Here is a 16,936-nt window from a genome sequence, read left to right on the forward strand (position 1 = left end):
TCGGACACACAAAAATAGTGAAAAAAATCGCATCGATTGCAATGTTACTTTTTACCCTATCGTTCAGTGCATTAGGCAGTGATTTCCTTACTCTGGAAGACAGGAAGTTTCTCGAAACTCAACAACGAATAAAAGTCGGCGTTTTAGAAGGCGATTGGCTGCCTTATTGGGGCGATCTTGATTCAAAAGAAGGCATCAACATCGAATATGCAGAAACCATGACGCATGATTTGAATGTGGAAGCCGAGTACGTTCCCTACCGAACCCTTAATGCTTTGTTCGATGCGCTAGAAGCAGGAGATATCGATCTCACTGTTGGCTTTGTCGCAACTAAAAAACGTGCCGAGCGCTTTTTGTATTCTGCCCCGATTTTCCAAACCCTTCGCTTGGTTTGGCTCAGAGACATCGAACTAGAGAGTAAACCTCTACACGAATTAAAGTGGGTATGTGTAAAAGACTCCAGCGCTTGCGACCAAATCGAAGCTTTGGGATTCGAACACGTTCATACGGTTCGTAATACCATGATGATGACTACATCTTTGAATACTGGCGCAGCCGATGCTGCAGTGGTTGGTTTATCGACCTTAAACTCTTATGGATTTAAAAACCCTAAAGGCGAACTGATCGGAAAAGTGGTTTACGATAGCGCTTTGGCGCCCGGACAAGTTACGATCTTTACGGCGAAACAGTCTAAACAGTTGATGTCGATCGTTTCCAAGTATATTTCACACTCCAAAGAGTCTAAACACAGCCGGGTTCATATCGAAGCCAATATCAATATTCTACACAACGAATTAATGCTCGATATTCTAGAACAGCAGCAAGGTCATCAGACGGTTCGTTACACGATCCAAGATAATGTCTATCACCTTTCTTATCTAGATCCGGAAACAGGTCAAATTAAAGGCTATGTTCATGATTTGCTAAAGTTAATGGAGCAAAAGAGCATGATTAAATTTGAGTATGTTCCACCTAACGGTCGTGATGTGGATTTGATGTTGGAGGAACGTATCGTCGATTTACTCCCTGCTCGTAATATTGCGTTAACCGACAAGAAGCGCTTTATCACGACAAGATCCTTGGGCTTTCTACAATACGGCTATATTGAGTCACTCAATTCGTACGCACGTGATGCTGTTGCGATTTTGGACCGCTCAGGTAATTTTTATCCGCACTTTTTAGATTACTCCTCTTATGAGTATTCATCTGTGTATCGTGATTTCGATTACCTAATGGAAGCCTTCGAAAATGGTGAGGTTTCGCACGCCTTCGTCAATCAAAACTTAATCGACAATCATTTTTATGAAGGACAAGGGGTCAAGTTCAAAGCTGCAACGCCGCCCATCGATATTCAACTAAAGATAAAACTAGGCATGGAGTTACGAAAAGACTCAGAATTTCTGCGTCGAGTCTTAAATACCGTCTTAAAGATCACCACAGACGCAGAGTTGGAGCAATTGAAAGATCGCCATAACAAGGTGACAGTGAATTACGGTTTTGACAAAGAAATCGTAGCGATTTGGGCGCTGGTTGGCACATGTGTTTTGCTGCTTGCCGCGATCATTTACATCGTCAGAACTGGCGAACTCACGCGAAAGATTCGCCGCAAGGAATATGAGACCCAAATCCGACAACGTCAAAACCAATGGCTGTCTTCGGTTCTGGACCATATCCCAAATATGATTTTGATTTCTGACGACGACCATAAACAGGTACTGGCGAATAAGCCGTTCCTTAATATGCTTAATCGTTGTAATTCAGACATCAGCATTGCGGAGCCTGAACGCGCTTACTTTTTGAAGCAGTTAAAAGACAAGGAATACCCATTGTCAGATGCGTCAGGCACGCCTGTTTTTCAATTGGGGAAACAGCACTTCAGGGTTCGTCGCCAACACCTAATTCATCCGTATGATGGGGTGCAATATCAAATGACGGTATTTGACGATATTACTGAGTTAAAACAAAAACAGTGCGCGCTTAAAGAATCAAACATCAAAGCAATGCAAGCGATTGAAGCACGAGATCATTTCCTCGCCGTCGTAAGCCATGAGCTAAGAACGCCAATTGCAGCAATGTTGGGCTTAATGGAGCTCCTAGAACCCGAGTTAAAACGACGAGAAAGCAAGGAATTGCTTAGGAACGCCATGCTATCGGCTGAGCGTTTAAAGTTGCATGTGAACGATATTTTGGACTTTTCAAAAATCGATGCAGACCAGTTGCAGTTAGACATTCAAGTCGGAAACAGTTACCAAGAACTTGGGCCAATGTTGCGCAGCTTTGAAAAAGTCGTAGAACAAAAAGACCTAGCATTCCATGTGAAATGGACGCCAAGCCCGTATGCTTTTGTTGAGCTTGATTGGTTGCGCGTCAATCAAATTATGAACAACTTGCTAAGCAATGCAGTCAAATTCACTGAACAGGGCCACATCACGGTCAGTTTAAATATTGAACAAGACGCGTTGAAGTTGTCGGTTTCCGACAGTGGCTGCGGAATGAATGACAGTCAGTTGGCTTCTCTTTTCCAACCTTTTGTTCAAGGAGACAAAAGTGTCAGTCGTCGCTTCGGTGGAACAGGGCTTGGTATGTCTATCGTATACAGCTTAGTCAAGATAATGGCCGGACATATCGAAGTAGAGAGCCAACCCGAAATTGGAACAACGGTATATATCCAACTACCACTGAAAAGCGAGGCACTTGAATTAACCGGACTTGGCCCTGTTTACACTGAAAATGCGTACATTCAGAAATGGCTAGAGTGTTGGCAAGTCACCTTGGATGAATTTGAAATGCGACATCACGAGATCAAAGCTGATTCAAACTACAGCAGCATCTACCCCGACTTGATTCACCAAAAGCTGGACACGAGTTCGATGGTTTACGACGCCCTTGAAGAGCGGCCAGGACAAGACTGGAAGGGACGAGTTTTTGTCGTTGATGATGATGTGATCAACCGATTACTTTTCAAAAGACAGTTTGAACGACTTGGGATTGCCTGTGATGTAGCGAAAAGCGGTACAGAAGCGTTACGACAGCTTTGTGCCATTCACGATGATACACAACAAACGCCAGTCAGTTTGATCATCACTGATTGCCATATGCCAGAAATGGACGGCTATCAGTTAACTCAAACACTCAAACAAAACAACTCGCTGAAACATATCCCTGTCATCGCTTGTACCGCGGAAAACTCAAGGAATGTCGTGGAACGAGCAAGAGAGTTTGGTATAGAAGAAGTATTATTCAAACCTTATAGCTTGGATGACCTACGTGACTTGTGTGAACAATATTTGGCATTGGAAATCACAGAAGAAGCAAGAAGCGCGTGGCTAAGTGCTTATAACCAAGAAGAGAGTATCGAAATGGCTCAAGTGGTTTGTGATGCACTATCTAGCGACATCGAGCTGATTGAATCAGGCAAAGAAAGCTTAAAATCAGTAGCGCATCGTATTAAAGGCTCGGCGGCAGCATTAAATCTCAACCCGCTACAAAACTTGGCCAAACAGTGTGAAACGTTAATTGGCACACCGCAGGAGGTACAGGCGAAACATGCCCTTCTGCAAGAAATGAATTCGATTGTAGCCATCACTAAACAATGGCTAACGCTTTGTGAGAGCAATAAATGAACGTGTTGATTGTTGAAGACGACATTTTACAAGCAACAAATTTAAAGATTTTGGCAAACCGCTTAGTTGACGGACAAGTGAGCCTAGTCCATAGCGGTTCAAAAGTGTCAGAAGTGTGTGCTGGCGGAAACATTGACCTAATGATTTGCGATATTGACCTGCCCGACTTAAATGGTATCAACTTACTCTCAACATTGTCTGAGGAAATCAAACCAAAGGGTGTGGTGATATTAAGTGCGATGAGCAAAGACATTGTCGAGATCACTTACAACATGTGTTTATCCGCCAATTACGTATTTGTGCGTGCCATGACCAAACCCATCTCTTTTGAACAGTTACACGAGATTGTAACTGCATTTCAAAAACAGATGCAGCAATCGGAAGTAAAGCGACCTCAGATTCAACTCAATAATGAAGAGATTGAGCAGGCTTTTAATAACGGTTGGTTTGAAAACTATTACCAACCTCAATACACCACAGACGACAACACGCTGGTTGGTGTAGAAGCCTTGGTTCGCTGCCATCATCCGGTGCATGGCTTGCTTGCCCCTGTTGCATTTTTGGATCAAATAAACCAACGCAACGAACTCGATCGTCTATTTTGGCTCGTGCTTCAAGAAGCACTACGTGATATCGCACATTTGGGTAAAGCGATTCATTTATCGGTCAACATGAACCAGAAATCACTCAGAGAGCCTATGAGTGAACGCTTTTTTGCTTTATGTACTGACTATGGCGTTGCCCCTGAACGCATCACCTTGGAACTGACGGAAGATGAAGTTTACGACTCAGGTGTGATCTCATTGGCCAACCTCGCTAATTTACGTTTACGTGGCGTTGGTTTAGCTATTGATGATTTTGGGACGGGTTATTCATCATTAAGTCAGTTGGCGGTCTTGCCGTACACCGAGCTCAAAATTGATCGACAATTTATCAGCAATTCTTTGTCCAATTTCAAGAGCCAACAATTGACCATTTCAAGCCTTCAACTGGCGAAGTCATTGGGCTTAAAATCGGTTGCAGAAGGGGTCGAAGACGAAGATACCTTGCACTACTTGAATCAATTAGGAGTGGACTTGTATCAGGGATTTGTCGCTTCTAAAGCGATACCACTTGAAGCCTTAAAGAAGCTTGTATAACGCCTTTGTTCATTGCTGCTGACGAACCAGCAGCTTTGTTTAAACCATTAGACGATTACATAAAGAAATGAGCAGTAAATCTTTCTCTGAATACAATATCCTGATCGTTGACGATGCACCTATTGTCGTCCTTACTCTTCGTAACATGCTGACTAAACTTGGCTTTTCGGATAAACGTATCTTCACAGCACGCTTAGCAAGAGGGGCAATTTCGATTGCGCACAAAGAGCACATCGATCTCATTATTTGTGATTACAACTTCGGTCGGGGTATGAATGGCAAGCAGCTTTTCGAAGAGCTAAAACACCTCAAATTGCTGAACCATGACACGGTGTTTATCCTTGTTACTGGTGAGAGCTCTGCCACTATCGTGCGTGCCATCATTGAGCTTAAACCCGACGAATACCTGCTCAAACCTTTTAATTCCATAACGCTTAGAGAACGTATTTCAGCCGCAATAAAGCGTAAAGTCACTTTGCGCGCACTCTATGAGGCTGAACTCAAAAACGATGCTCGCTCAGGGTTAGAGGCCTGCGATGAGTTAACACCATTTAATCCCGAATATTTCTTCATTATTGAGAAGTTTCGTGCTGACTTTCTAACACGCCTCAAACTACACCAAGAAGCCAAACACGTTTACGAACGAGTGATTGAGCGTAAAGACGTGAATTGGGCAAAGATTGGCTTGGCAAATACCATGGTTGCGCTGGGTGAAGCAGACGAGGCAAAAAGAATAGTACTCGCCTTGTTAGAGGAGTCTCCGAACAACGTTGAAGTCCGCGAATGTGCAGCAAACTACACAATGCTTAACCGTGAGGTGCCAACTGCGATCAAACATTTGGAGCTTGCAAGCAGTTTGGTTGAGGGGAACTCGGAACGCGAACTTGTCATCGTGAATTTATGCTTAGCTGAGCATGACTATCATTCTGCTCTAATGCATTACCATGTATACATGGAAATCAACAAAGATACTTACAGAAACAATACCTACGCAAAGTTAAACCTGATTCGAATCCTTCTTTATTGCGCACGCAAACTCGAGGGAAGAGAAGACTTATTGGCTCAAGCAAAGAACTTGTTCAAATCCGTCATGTCTGGGCCGAAAAATAAAGCATTAAAAAATGAATTGGATTTGATTGCGGCACATATCGCGATTGAAGAGAACCAATATGTAGCAGCGTTTAAAGTGCTCAGTGATTTATATCACCGTAAACCATTCGCGCATTTTTACGCACAGTTTCATCTCGCGTGGCTATTACATGAAATGAACTTTGAATCCGAGTTTACTCATGCAATCACATGGTGTTTTGAGAACTTACAAACCGATTCTAGTGATACCATTTTGTCGAGTAAAATTACGCTTGGCCGCTCATTAGAAGCGGACAATGTTGAGCGACAGGCGTGGATGCAGGAACAATACAAAAAGATCCGCGCGGCAGAACAAGATTATCAATCTCTCATTGATGCCTTGATTGAGTTACAAGCACACTGCCCTTTACTGCGTACTGTGTGTATCAACATCATCAAGGTGCTGACTCGTGCATGGCCAACCAATAAGAACGCACTGCAAGTCGAAATCCTAATCAAGAAGTGCGATAACATCGTTAAACAACTTGTCTCTAGCGAAGAACTAGAAAGAAGCGGTTACGACAAGTTTCTTTTCCTAGCTCAAGATCGATGTCAGCAGATGTCCGTGGTGAACACACCACCTTCACAGCCAGAACTGACAAATTAGACAGCAAAAAGGGGCGCGATGCCCCTTTCATTTCGGATTACAGATTGAAGAAACGGTTAATCCAAGTCACCTCACCGAACGCAATCAAATCGTAGATAGTGAAGAACACTGCACAGATAACGGCAAGCTTCACCAATCGAATCGCAATTAACATCATAACTTCCCACTTACCTTCTTGTCTGAGTGTCGTTGATTCCTCGCAGTTTACTGGTTTTCTTACGAACCACAACGCATGAAAACCCAGATTACGTGAGAAAGTGTGTATCACAGCTTAAGCCTCACCCTTGTACATTTGCTCATACATTTGGAGGCGACGGATAAATCTATTCTCTTGTCTACTCGTATCTATACTTTAAATAGTGTTTTCAATAAGTCCCAGTGGTAACACAAGGAGGGCTGTATGAAACAGATACGATTGTGGCTTCTTCCCCTACTCTTGTTTGCCAGCCAAGCGCTAGCGAACACCGTTTGGGTATTGCCTGTAAAAGGTGCGATTGGTCCTGCCCTGAGCGATTATCTGTCGCGAGAGATTGAAGAAGCTCAACAAAACGGCGTTGACCTCGTCATCCTAAAAATGGACACACCGGGCGGGCTTGATAGTTCAATGAGGGACATCATTCACGCCATCACCACCTCTTCCGTACCCATTGCAACTTGGGTTGGTCCATCAGGCTCTCGGGCAGCCAGCGCAGGCACGTACATTCTGCTCGCCAGTCATGTCGCTGCGATGGCAGAAGCCACTAACTTAGGAGCCGCGACTCCCGTTGCCTTGGGTGGCGCACCACAACAGCCGTCTTCAGACGAAGGTAAAGATTCAACAGATTCACAACCGGAATCCACAGAAAAAGCCTCGGACGAAGTCCCTGCCAAAACCGCAATGGAAAAGAAAGTCATTAATGATGCCAAAGCGTACATCAAAGGCTTAGCGCGATTGCACGATAGAAATGCCGAGTGGGCAGAAAAAGCGGTCAGCATGGCGGCTAGTTTGGACGCCACCGAAGCATTAGAACTCAACGTCATCGACTTCATAGCTAACTCGCCCGAAGACTTGGTCACCACCATCAATGGCACAGAGGTCAAAGTGAACGGCAAGCCGTTTAAGCTGACGTTAGATAACCCAACTTGGGTGGAGCGCGTCCCCGACTGGCGTGCGGAAATGTTGGCGGTGATCACCAACCCCAACGTGGCTTATATCCTGATGCTCATTGGTATTTATGGCTTGCTTCTAGAGTTTTACAACCCCGGCATCGGCTTGCCCGGCGTGCTCGGTGGGATTTGCCTATTGCTAGCCATGTACGCATTGCAAATGATGCCAGTAAATTACGTTGGTTTAGGGTTACTGCTACTCGGTATTGCTCTGATGATTGCTGAAGCCTTTAACCCGAGCTTTGGCATACTCGGCTTAGGTGGCGTCGTTGCGTTTGTTCTCGGCTCAATCTTCCTAATGGACAGCGACATCCCCGGCTTCCAAATCGCGCTACCGCTGATCTTCGGTATCGCTGTTTTCTCTGCAGGATTAATTGTGATTACCGTTGGCTTGCTTCTTAAAATTCGCAGCAAAAAAGCCACCACTGGGCTAGAAACCTACCCGGGTAAACTCGCCGTTGTGAGCGATGATTTTGTTGATGGAACGGGGCTTGTCCAACTGGATGGTGCATTGTGGCAAGCCAAAGCTGATGCACAGCTCAAACAAGGAGACCACGTCACCGTGGTAACCATAAAAGGGTTGACCCTAACCGTGAAACCCAGTGACCGCCCTAAGGAATAGGAGGCGCTTATGATGCTCTACACTGTTGCCGTTATCGTTGTTTTATTGGTTGCACTGGCAACGCAAATGTTCAAGGTGCTGCGTGAGTACGAGCGCGGCGTGGTGTTCTTCCTCGGTCGTTTCCAAGAAGTAAAAGGACCGGGCTTGATCATATTAATTCCTTTCATTCAACAAATGGTTCGCGTTGACTTACGTACCATAGTGTTGGATGTTCCGACTCAAGATTTGATCACCCGTGACAACGTATCAGTCAGAGTCAACGCCGTGGTTTACTTTCGAGTTGTCGACCCACAAATGGCGATCAACAACATTGAAAGCTACAGCGATGCCACCAGCCAGTTAGCACAGACAACGCTGCGTTCGGTGCTTGGTCAGCATGAACTGGATGAGTTGCTTTCTGAACGTGAGCGCCTCAACAAAGACCTGCAATCCATCCTCGACCAGCAAACTGACGATTGGGGTATCAAGATAGCAACGGTTGAGGTGAAACACGTTGATCTGAACGACAGCATGGTGCGCGCCCTCGCCCGTCAAGCCGAGGCAGAACGTAACCGTCGCGCGAAGATCATACACGCGACAGGTGAATTAGAAGCCTCTAACAAGCTCAGAGAAGCAGCAGAGATGCTAAATAAAGCACCGAACGCATTACAGCTTCGTTACATGCAGACGCTCACTGAAATCACCACAGACAAAACATCGACCATTATCTTCCCGATGCCGATTAATCTCGTCGAAGCGGTCTCCGATATCGCCAAGGCGGTGAAGAAGAATCAGGGAGAATCGGAAGAGGGGAAAGAGTAAGCCTAGTAGCCTCTATAGAGGCAAGTAGAAAAAGGAAAAAGGGAGTAGCTGTGTTCTACTCCCTTTACGAATTCAACATTGATTGAACTTAAGCATCGGTGCATTCTTTCTTCATAATTGCCAATCCTGTTTCAAAGCAGTGACGCCAAGCGTGCTCCACCCTTTCATCAAAGTCAGGATCACATTGGGCGACGGTTTCTAACAGGCTTTCAAACCAGACATCGATATCTTCAGGGGCGACGCCAATATTATTATGCCCGTGCTTGTGCCCGTATTTCCGCATCATGTCACGAGCGTCTGTAGAGGTGTCTGCCATCATCACAAACACGATAGACCCTTTAAGCATCCGGATTTGCTTCTTCATGTCCACCCCATCGAACTTCTGTCTGAAGTTTTCGCCTTTCGACCAAAAGTTCTCGTAGAACAAATCAAAGAAGTCCTCATGGGTAACACAGCGTTCATAGCTGTCGTTAAAAACTTCGATTACGTTCATCCCCTAGCCTCCAACCAACTTATCTATTTTCATTATGAATGTAATTTAATAATACTACCAAGCTCATTGGTGGGTTCTGCGGTTTCTGAACGTCGGCGTGCGGAGAATGCTAACCTGCCTGATAGCCGTTCAAATTCGATTTTCAATAAAAAATAGAAAGTGATTTAAACGAAACACGTATTATCAATTCGATAAAAGTCGATATTATGGACTCACTTTCGAGGTACGCATGGTTGTCGATGCTAAGCGCATCCTCATTTGTCTAATAATATTAAGAGGATATAAACGTGTCTCATCAAATCATTACAGACCTAAACAACCGTTACACAGCTAAAAAATACGACGAAGAGAAACGCATCTCTCAAGAAGATATGGCAATCATCAAAGAAGCAATCCGCCTATCTGCGTCTTCTATCAACTCTCAGCCTTGGAAATTCATCGTAATTGAGAGCGACGAAGCGAAACAGCGTTTCCACGACACGTTTGCTAACATGCACCAATTCAACCAACCGCACGCTAAAGCAGCGTCTCACACTATTCTGCTAGCGTACGATCCAAAATTCACTAAAGAGAAATTTGCGAAGCGTGTTGATGCTGAAGTAACTTCTGGTCACCTACCAGCAGACATGTACGACATGTTCATGGGTGCTTACGCATTTGCTGAAGCAAACACAGATGAGAACGGCTACAACGGCGGCTGGACGAAAGCGCAAGTTTACATCGCACTTGGTAACTTACTGCACACACTAGCGCGTCTAGGTATCGACTCTACTCCAATGGAAGGTGTTGACCCAACACTGATCGGCGAAGAGTTTAAAGCAGAACTAGACGGTCACGTATGTGAAGTTGCACTAGCAATCGGTTACCACAAAGACGGCGAAGACTACAACCACGGTCTACCAAAAGCACGTCTACACATGGATGACGTAATTACTACTCTTTAATGAGTATCGTCTCCTAGGTCCTTGGTTCCTAGCCTAGAACCTAGCTATCTAAATCATTGTTCAAATTGAAAGAGCCGTACTTCTTAGTTTCCAGTCTAAGAGTACGGCTCTTTTTTATTTTGCAAAGGGGGAATCTACAAACGTTTTGATATAAGAGACAACTACGCCACTTGCTTGGACCTAAAGTTACCAAGCAGCGCATCGTACAACTCGTTATCACTCAATACGCCCACTAACTTGTTCTCTTCTACTAGCAAGATAGGTTGGTTACTGCGTTGCTTCAGTTCAATCGCCTCACGCATGCTGATGTCTGGGTTAGCTTGAACAACCGTGCTTTCACCAATGTCGTCTAGTGTAGTTGAACCACTTTCCCAATTCACCAATGACTTATCGGAATCCACCAGCGTGACACCTTTCGGCTCTTGCTCGACCCAAATCTGCTTATCTGCACACACCAATACGCGGTCATTCTGCTGCTTAAGCTCGGTACTGGCTTGCATCAATGAACGACCTTTCAAAACATTGAGCGGATTAGTGTGAGCCACAAAATCTGCTACATAGTCGTTTTCTGGCGCAAGGATGATTTGCTCAGGCTTGCCGTGTTGAATCAGTTTTCCTGACTCCATAATGGCAATGTTGTTACCGATTTTCAGCGCTTCATCTAGGTCATGGCTCACAAACAAAATCGTCTTATTGAGCTTCTCTTGCAGTTGAATCAATTCATCTTGAAGCTGAGCACGAATCAGAGGATCGAGCGCGGAGAACGGTTCATCCATTAGTAAGATATCGGTATCCATAGCAAAGGCGCGAGCCAAACCTACACGCTGCTGCATACCACCTGAAAGCTCATGCGGGAACTTACTCTCCCACTCGATTAGCCCAACCATTTCTAGTTGCTCGCGTGCTTTTTTACGGCGTTCCGCTTTGCCAATACCCTGCATCTCAAGACCAAACGCCACGTTATCCAATACGGTTAACCACGGCATCAGCGCAAACTTTTGGAACACCATAGAAACGCGGTGAGTACGCAAGTTACGCAGAGTCTGCTCGTCACAGTTAGCAAGCTCTACCATGTCGTCGCCATCTTTGATTTTGAGTGAGCCACGAGAGATCTCATTCAAACCATTAACGGCACGAAGCAGACTAGATTTACCCGAACCGGAAAGCCCCATCAATACACAGATCTCACCTTGCTTGACGCTCATTGAAACCTTATCGACGCCAACTACTTGTCCGGTTTCATCAATGATCTCTTGGCGAGACTTGCCTTGGTCTAAAAGCGCCAATGCTTGCTCTTGCTGCTGACCAAACACAACGTCGAGGTTTTCAATCGTAATTGCGTCCATGTTATGCCTCCTTTTGGTTTGGTGCTTTGCACAGGCGGTCGAGAATAATCGCGACCAAAACAATCGCTAAACCGGCTTCAAAGCCTTGGGAAATGTTCACAGTGTTCAATGCTCGTACGACTGGTTTACCCAAACCATCCGCACCGACTAGCGCCGCAATCACCACCATAGAAAGTGACAACATAATGCACTGGGTAACACCTGCCATAATGCTTGGCAAAGCTGCTGGTAGCTCAACCTTAAATAGCAATTTCATGCGGCTTGCACCAAACGCTTTACCCGCTTCAATCAGCTCTTCTGGCACTTTGGTGATACCAAGGTAAGTCAGACGAATCGGCGCGGCGATGGCAAAGATAATGGTAGAAATCAGCCCCGGAACGATGCCTAAACCAAACAGAACCAATGTTGGGATTAGGTACACAAACGTTGGTACGGTCTGCATTAAATCGAGTATCGGGCGCAATAAGGTATACAACCACGGGCGATGCGCCGCCATGATGCCAAGCGGCACGCCAATTAATACGGAAATCGTTGTCGCAGCGAAGACGAGAACAAAGGTTTCCAGCATTTCTTGCCAGTAGCCGAGGTTGAGGATGGTCAGCAGCGCCAGCACGATAAACACAACTAAAGGAATGCTGCGGTGTAGGAACCACGCAATCGCTGCAGTCATGATGATAGGTGCTGCCGGTGGCATCCATTTGAAAATATCCACCACGAATAGAATGATGGTTTCGAGAAAAATAGAGATAGCATCAAATAAACCCGACGCGTTCATGGTTAACCAATCCACGCCTGTTTCCATCCATTCACCCAACGGAAGTTTGTTGTCCGTAATAAAATTCACAATAAAACCTTTGTGTTAAAAGGCGGGCATCTCTACCCACCTTTTCCTAAAGAGAGGAATGATTAAGCGTTTGTTTTTAGGTAAGAAGTAATCGCTTGTTTTGCATCTTTGCCGTCTAGCGTCTTCACGCCTTCTAGCCATGCTTCAAATTGTTGTGGGTTGGCATTCAACCATTCTTGTGCTGCTTTCGCTGGCTTCTGCTTTTGGTTTAGAATCGCTTCCATCAACTGGTTTTCCATCTCTAGGCTGAACTCTAGATTCTTAAGCAGTTGACCCACGTTTTGACACTCAGATAGGTAGTCTTGGCGCACGTTGGTGTAAACATTTGCACCGCCGTAGTTAGGGCCAAAGAAGTCATCACCGCCAGATAGATATTCCATCTCAACATTGCTATTCATTGGGTGCGGAGCCCAACCTAGGTAAACGATCCATTGGTTACGACGCACGGCACGAGACACTTGAGACACCATGCCCGCTTCGCTTGATTCCACTAGGCTGAAGTCTTTCAAGCCGAATGCATCGCTGTCGATCATATCTTGGATAAGGCGGTTGCCATCGTTACCCGGCTCAATACCGTAGATGCGGTCTTTGAATTTGTCGGCATGTTTTGCCAAGTCAGCAAAGCTTTTCACGCCTGCGTCATATACATACTTTGGCACGGCTAGGGTGTATTTTGCGCCTTCTAGGTTTGCACGAACGGTTTCCACTGTGCCAGCTTCACGGTACTTGGCGATATCGCCTTCCATGGTTGGCATCCAGTTGCCTAGGAATACGTCAATGTCGCCGTTTGCCATTGAAGAGTACGTTACAGGTACAGACAGCAGATCGGTCTTGGTTTTATAGCCCAAGCCTTTGAGCAGTTCAGAAGTAACAGCTGTGGTCGCAGTGATGTCCGTCCAGCCTACATCGGCAAATCGAACGGTTTCACATTGGTTAGCGTAAGCACCTGTCGCCACTACACTCAGCGCGATAGATGAAAAGATTTTTGTCATCGTAGACATGTTTAAATTCCTTGTAATGATTACTGACTTTTCTTTGAGTTATTAAGCGATAGAAGAGATCGAGCTTAAGTCTCTTTTCGGCGGACGCATTCTTTGCGTCTCTTGCCAGTTCGGAGCAATCCAAACCGGTGTGTTATTCGATTTTTCGAGTACGTTTCCTAAGATCATGTCCGCAGCACGCTCTGCGACCATGATGGTTGGTGCGTTTAAGTTGCCATTCGGAATGGTTGGGAAGATGGATGAATCCACCACGCGCAAGCCTTCAAAACCACGCACTTGGCAAGCTTCATTCAGAACTGCCATTGGGTCATCGTCTGCGCCCATTTTGCAGCTACACGATGGGTGGTAAGCACTTTCCACGTTTTGCTTTACCCACTCATCAATCGCTTCATCGCTGGTGATGTTAAGACCCGGTTGGATCTCTTCACCACGGAACGCATCCATTGCAGGTTGGTTGAGGATTTCACGCGTTAAACGAATACAGTCTCGCCAATCCTGCTTGTCTTGTTCCGTCGAGATGTAGTTGAACTCGATTTTTGGCTTGTCATTTGGGTTGGCAGAAACCACTTCAACGCTACCGCGACTCTCTGGCTTGTTTGGACCAACATGAACTTGGAACCCGTGACCATCAAATGCCGCACGACCGTCATAACGCATTGCTGCTGGTAGGAAGTGATATTGAATGTTTGGCGATTTCAATCCTTCACGAGAACGAATGAACGCGCACGATTCAAAGTGGTTAGTTGCCCCCAACCCCTTGCGCGTCAGAATCCATTCCGTACCAATCAAACCTTTGCTGATCAAACCTAACTTGCTGTTAAGCGTGATCGGCTGTTTGCAGTGATACTGGAAGTACACTTCAAGGTGGTCTTGCAAATTTTTACCCACACCTTCTAGAGCGTGTTTCACTTCAACGCCCGCTTTCTCAAGCACAGTCTTAGGACCAATACCCGAAAGTTGCAGCAGTTGTACTGAGCCGATAGAACCTGCGCTCGACACCACTTCTTTATTAGCAAAGCACTGTTTGATTTTGCCAGATTGTTCGAACTCAATGCCGACCGCTTTCTTGCCTTCAAGCAAAATGCGATGAGCAGTTACGCCTTTCAGCAAACTGAAATTATGGCGATTTTTTGCACGACTTAAATAAGCGTTAGAGGTAGAGGCACGCACGCCTTTGTCTACCGTCATATGCATCGGACCGAAGCCCTCTTGCTGATAACCGTTGTAATCTTGCGTTTCTGGGTAGCCCGCATCTTTGCCTGCTTCAATAAACGCTTGGTAAAGTGGATTCAGCTTCATGTCGTTGCCGTTACACGTCCCAACAGGACCACTGTCGCCACGGTATTCGTCTGCGCCGCCTGTCCACGTTTCCGCTTTACGGAAGTACGGCAAACACGCTTGGTAGTTCCAGCCTTTCGCGCCTTCTGCTTCCCATTCGTCAAAGTCACATGCATGACCACGAACGTAAACCATGCCGTTGATCGAAGAGCTTCCGCCTAACACTTTGCCGCGTGGACAATGCAGTTGGCGTCCGTCTAACCCCTCTTCCGCTACAGTTTCAAACTGCCATGCGTACTTTTCAGTGTTCATCGGGTAAGACAGCGCCGTTGGCATTTGGATGAAGATGCTCTTGTCTGAGCCACCCGCTTCCAACAGCAAGACTTGGTGCTGACCGCTTTCACTCAGGCGATCCGCCAAAACACAGCCTGCCGAGCCAGCACCGACGATGATGTAATCGTAGTGTTGTTGCATTACAAATCCTCCAGACTGATTACGCGTAAGGGCTGTCGAAATCACCCAAATGCACTAACACGCTCTTGGTTTGGGTGTAATGCTTGAGGGTTTCAACGCCGTTTTCACGTCCAATGCCAGACAGTTTGTAACCGCCAACGGGCATTTCAGCTGGAGAGTCACCCCAGGTGTTAATCCAACAGATTCCTGCTTGGATTTGGTGAATGACGCGGTGTGCACGAGAGAGGTTTTGCGTGAACACGCCAGCTGCCAGTCCGTAATCGGTGTTGTTAGCACGTGCAATCACTTCATCTTCGTCACTGAACTTAAGCACTGACATTACGGGACCAAAGATCTCTTGTTGCACGTGGGGCATGTCGTCTTTGCAATCAGTGAAAACCGTTGGCACAACAAAATTACCGCTCGCCAAACCGTTTTCTGTGACTTTATAGCCTCCAGTCAGTAGCGTTGCTTTGCTTGCTTTCGCTTGTTCAATTGCGGAAAGGACTTTTGATTCGTGCTCTTTGGAAATTAGCGCGCCAATTTGGGTTTGCTCATCAAGCGGATCGCCAACCACCAGCAGTTCGGTACGTTTCTTAAGTTGAGCAACAAACTCATCATAGATACCTTCATGAACGAACACGCGAGTACCGTGTGTACAAACCTCACCTTGGGTATAGAAGTTCGCAACCATTGCAGCAGAAACCGCGTCGTCTAGCTTGGCATCATCAAAAATGATCATTGGCGATTTACCGCCAAGCTCCATTGTGACTTGCTTCAGCGTCGCGGCGCTGTCACCCATCACAACTTTGCCCGTACCCGATTCACCCGTGAAAGAGACTTTAGCGATGTCAGGATGTGCGGTGAGCATTTGCCCTACTCGGTAATCACCTTGAATAACGTTGAACACGCCATCTGGCAATCCCGCTTCGCTGTAGATTTCTGCTAGTTTGAGTGCAGTTAACGGAGTTTCTTCTGATGGCTTAAAGATCATCGCATTACCCGCAGCAAGTGCAGGGGCAGATTTCCACATCGCGATTTGAATTGGGTAGTTCCACGCCCCAATGCCCGCACAAATCCCTAGAGGCTCGCGGCGAGTGTAGAAAAACTGGGATTCATTAAGCGGTTGTTGTTCACCATGCATGCTAGGCGCAAGACCTGCGTAGTATTCGATCACATCAGCGCCCGTTGCAATGTCTACGCAATTCGCTTCTTGGATTGGTTTGCCCGTATCCGCGACTTCTAATGCTGCCAGTTCGTCGTTTCTTTCACGAAGTAGCGCCACCGCTTTAAGCAGAATGCGACTGCGTTCTGTCGCCGTCATGGCAGACCAAATCGCAAAACCGCGCTTGGCAGATTCAACTGCCGCTTGCATATCTTGCTGGTTAGCCTGCTTCACATTCGCAAGCGGCTCACCATTGGCGGGATTGTATGTGGTGAAGTGTTCTTCTGAGCATCCTAGGTGCATGGCACCATCGATGTAGTGTGCTTTCATATCCATTTGAAGGTTT

12 protein-coding genes are annotated in these 16,936 nt (G+C 46.1%); 6 read left to right on the forward strand and 6 right to left on the reverse strand.

Annotated elements, in window-relative coordinates; genetic code table 11:
• The first annotated feature begins 17 nt into the window (after nucleotides 1–17).
• The 5 genes from VJL_RS19820 (at nucleotide 18) to VJL_RS19845 (ending at nucleotide 9,066) form a co-directional block, all read left to right on the forward strand.
• Nucleotides 18–3,623: an ATP-binding protein gene (locus VJL_RS19820; RefSeq protein ID WP_038880848.1), complete on the forward strand. Its 3,606-nt coding sequence runs from the start codon at nucleotides 18–20 to the stop codon at nucleotides 3,621–3,623.
• Nucleotides 3,620–4,762, forward strand: a complete 1,143-nt coding sequence (locus VJL_RS19825; protein WP_038868024.1) for an EAL domain-containing response regulator — start codon at nucleotides 3,620–3,622, stop codon at nucleotides 4,760–4,762. The genes VJL_RS19820 and VJL_RS19825 overlap by 4 nt, the downstream gene beginning before the upstream one ends.
• 67 nt (nucleotides 4,763–4,829) lie before the next feature.
• Nucleotides 4,830–6,497: a response regulator gene (locus VJL_RS19830; protein ID WP_038880748.1), complete on the forward strand. Its 1,668-nt coding sequence runs from the start codon at nucleotides 4,830–4,832 to the stop codon at nucleotides 6,495–6,497.
• 400 nt (nucleotides 6,498–6,897) lie between these two features.
• Nucleotides 6,898–8,265: an NfeD family protein gene (locus tag VJL_RS19840; RefSeq protein WP_038880751.1), complete on the forward strand. Its 1,368-nt coding sequence runs from the start codon at nucleotides 6,898–6,900 to the stop codon at nucleotides 8,263–8,265.
• A gap of 9 nt (nucleotides 8,266–8,274) precedes the next feature.
• Nucleotides 8,275–9,066 (forward strand): slipin family protein, encoded by a 792-nt coding sequence (locus VJL_RS19845; protein WP_038880752.1) that lies wholly within the window; start codon nucleotides 8,275–8,277, stop codon nucleotides 9,064–9,066.
• A gap of 88 nt (nucleotides 9,067–9,154) precedes the next feature.
• Here the strand turns inward: VJL_RS19845 and VJL_RS19850 are convergent, their stop codons facing one another.
• A complete protein-coding gene (locus VJL_RS19850; protein ID WP_038880754.1) occupies nucleotides 9,155–9,559 on the reverse strand; it encodes a globin family protein in 405 nt (134 codons plus the stop codon).
• A 287-nt stretch (nucleotides 9,560–9,846) separates the two neighbouring features.
• On the opposite strand from VJL_RS19850, the gene VJL_RS19855 reads away from it, so the two are divergent.
• Entirely contained in the window at nucleotides 9,847–10,503 is a 657-nt protein-coding gene (locus VJL_RS19855) for an NAD(P)H-dependent oxidoreductase (RefSeq protein ID WP_005452292.1), read from the forward strand.
• Between the two features lie 161 nt (nucleotides 10,504–10,664).
• Here VJL_RS19855 and choV read toward each other — a convergent pair whose 3' ends face one another.
• The 5 genes from choV to betB form a co-directional block, all read right to left on the reverse strand.
• Nucleotides 10,665–11,849: a choline ABC transporter ATP-binding protein gene (gene choV, locus VJL_RS19860; protein ID WP_038880756.1), complete on the reverse strand. Its 1,185-nt coding sequence runs from the start codon at nucleotides 11,847–11,849 to the stop codon at nucleotides 10,665–10,667.
• A gap of 1 nt (nucleotide 11,850) precedes the next feature.
• Nucleotides 11,851–12,693 (reverse strand): choline ABC transporter permease subunit, encoded by an 843-nt coding sequence (gene choW, locus VJL_RS19865; protein WP_038880759.1) that lies wholly within the window; start codon nucleotides 12,691–12,693, stop codon nucleotides 11,851–11,853.
• A 62-nt stretch (nucleotides 12,694–12,755) separates the two neighbouring features.
• On the reverse strand, nucleotides 12,756–13,694 hold the full coding sequence (locus VJL_RS19870) for a choline ABC transporter substrate-binding protein (protein ID WP_038880762.1): 939 nt from the start codon (nucleotides 13,692–13,694) through the stop codon (nucleotides 12,756–12,758).
• A gap of 42 nt (nucleotides 13,695–13,736) precedes the next feature.
• Nucleotides 13,737–15,446 (reverse strand): choline dehydrogenase, encoded by a 1,710-nt coding sequence (betA, locus tag VJL_RS19875; protein ID WP_038880765.1) that lies wholly within the window; start codon nucleotides 15,444–15,446, stop codon nucleotides 13,737–13,739.
• Between the two features lie 19 nt (nucleotides 15,447–15,465).
• The gene (betB, locus tag VJL_RS19880; RefSeq protein WP_038880768.1) at nucleotides 15,466–16,926 is read right to left on the reverse strand and encodes a betaine-aldehyde dehydrogenase; all 1,461 of its coding nucleotides are present in this window, start codon (nucleotides 16,924–16,926) and stop codon (nucleotides 15,466–15,468) included.
• Nucleotides 16,927–16,936: the final 10 nt, after the last annotated feature.

It is taken from the genome of Vibrio jasicida CAIM 1864 = LMG 25398, from assembly GCF_000400365.1.
Classification (GTDB): Bacteria; Pseudomonadota; Gammaproteobacteria; order Enterobacterales; family Vibrionaceae; genus Vibrio; species Vibrio jasicida.

Bases quoted from the DNA above. Each gene is read 5' to 3' on its own strand.
- VJL_RS19825 (WP_038868024.1), top strand. From the start codon at position 3,620: ATGAACGTGTTGATTGTTGAAGACGACATTTTACAAGCAACAAATTTA.
- VJL_RS19830 (WP_038880748.1), top strand. From the start codon at position 4,830: ATGAGCAGTAAATCTTTCTCTGAATACAATATCCTGATCGTTGACGAT.
- VJL_RS19840 (WP_038880751.1), top strand. From the start codon at position 6,898: ATGAAACAGATACGATTGTGGCTTCTTCCCCTACTCTTGTTTGCCAGC.
- VJL_RS19845 (WP_038880752.1), top strand. From the start codon at position 8,275: ATGATGCTCTACACTGTTGCCGTTATCGTTGTTTTATTGGTTGCACTG.
- VJL_RS19850 (WP_038880754.1), bottom strand. From the start codon at position 9,559: ATGAACGTAATCGAAGTTTTTAACGACAGCTATGAACGCTGTGTTACC.
- choV (WP_038880756.1), bottom strand. From the start codon at position 11,849: ATGGACGCAATTACGATTGAAAACCTCGACGTTGTGTTTGGTCAGCAG.
- VJL_RS19870 (WP_038880762.1), bottom strand. From the start codon at position 13,694: ATGTCTACGATGACAAAAATCTTTTCATCTATCGCGCTGAGTGTAGTG.
- betA (WP_038880765.1), bottom strand. From the start codon at position 15,446: ATGCAACAACACTACGATTACATCATCGTCGGTGCTGGCTCGGCAGGC.
- betB (WP_038880768.1), bottom strand. From the start codon at position 16,926: ATGGATATGAAAGCACACTACATCGATGGTGCCATGCACCTAGGATGC.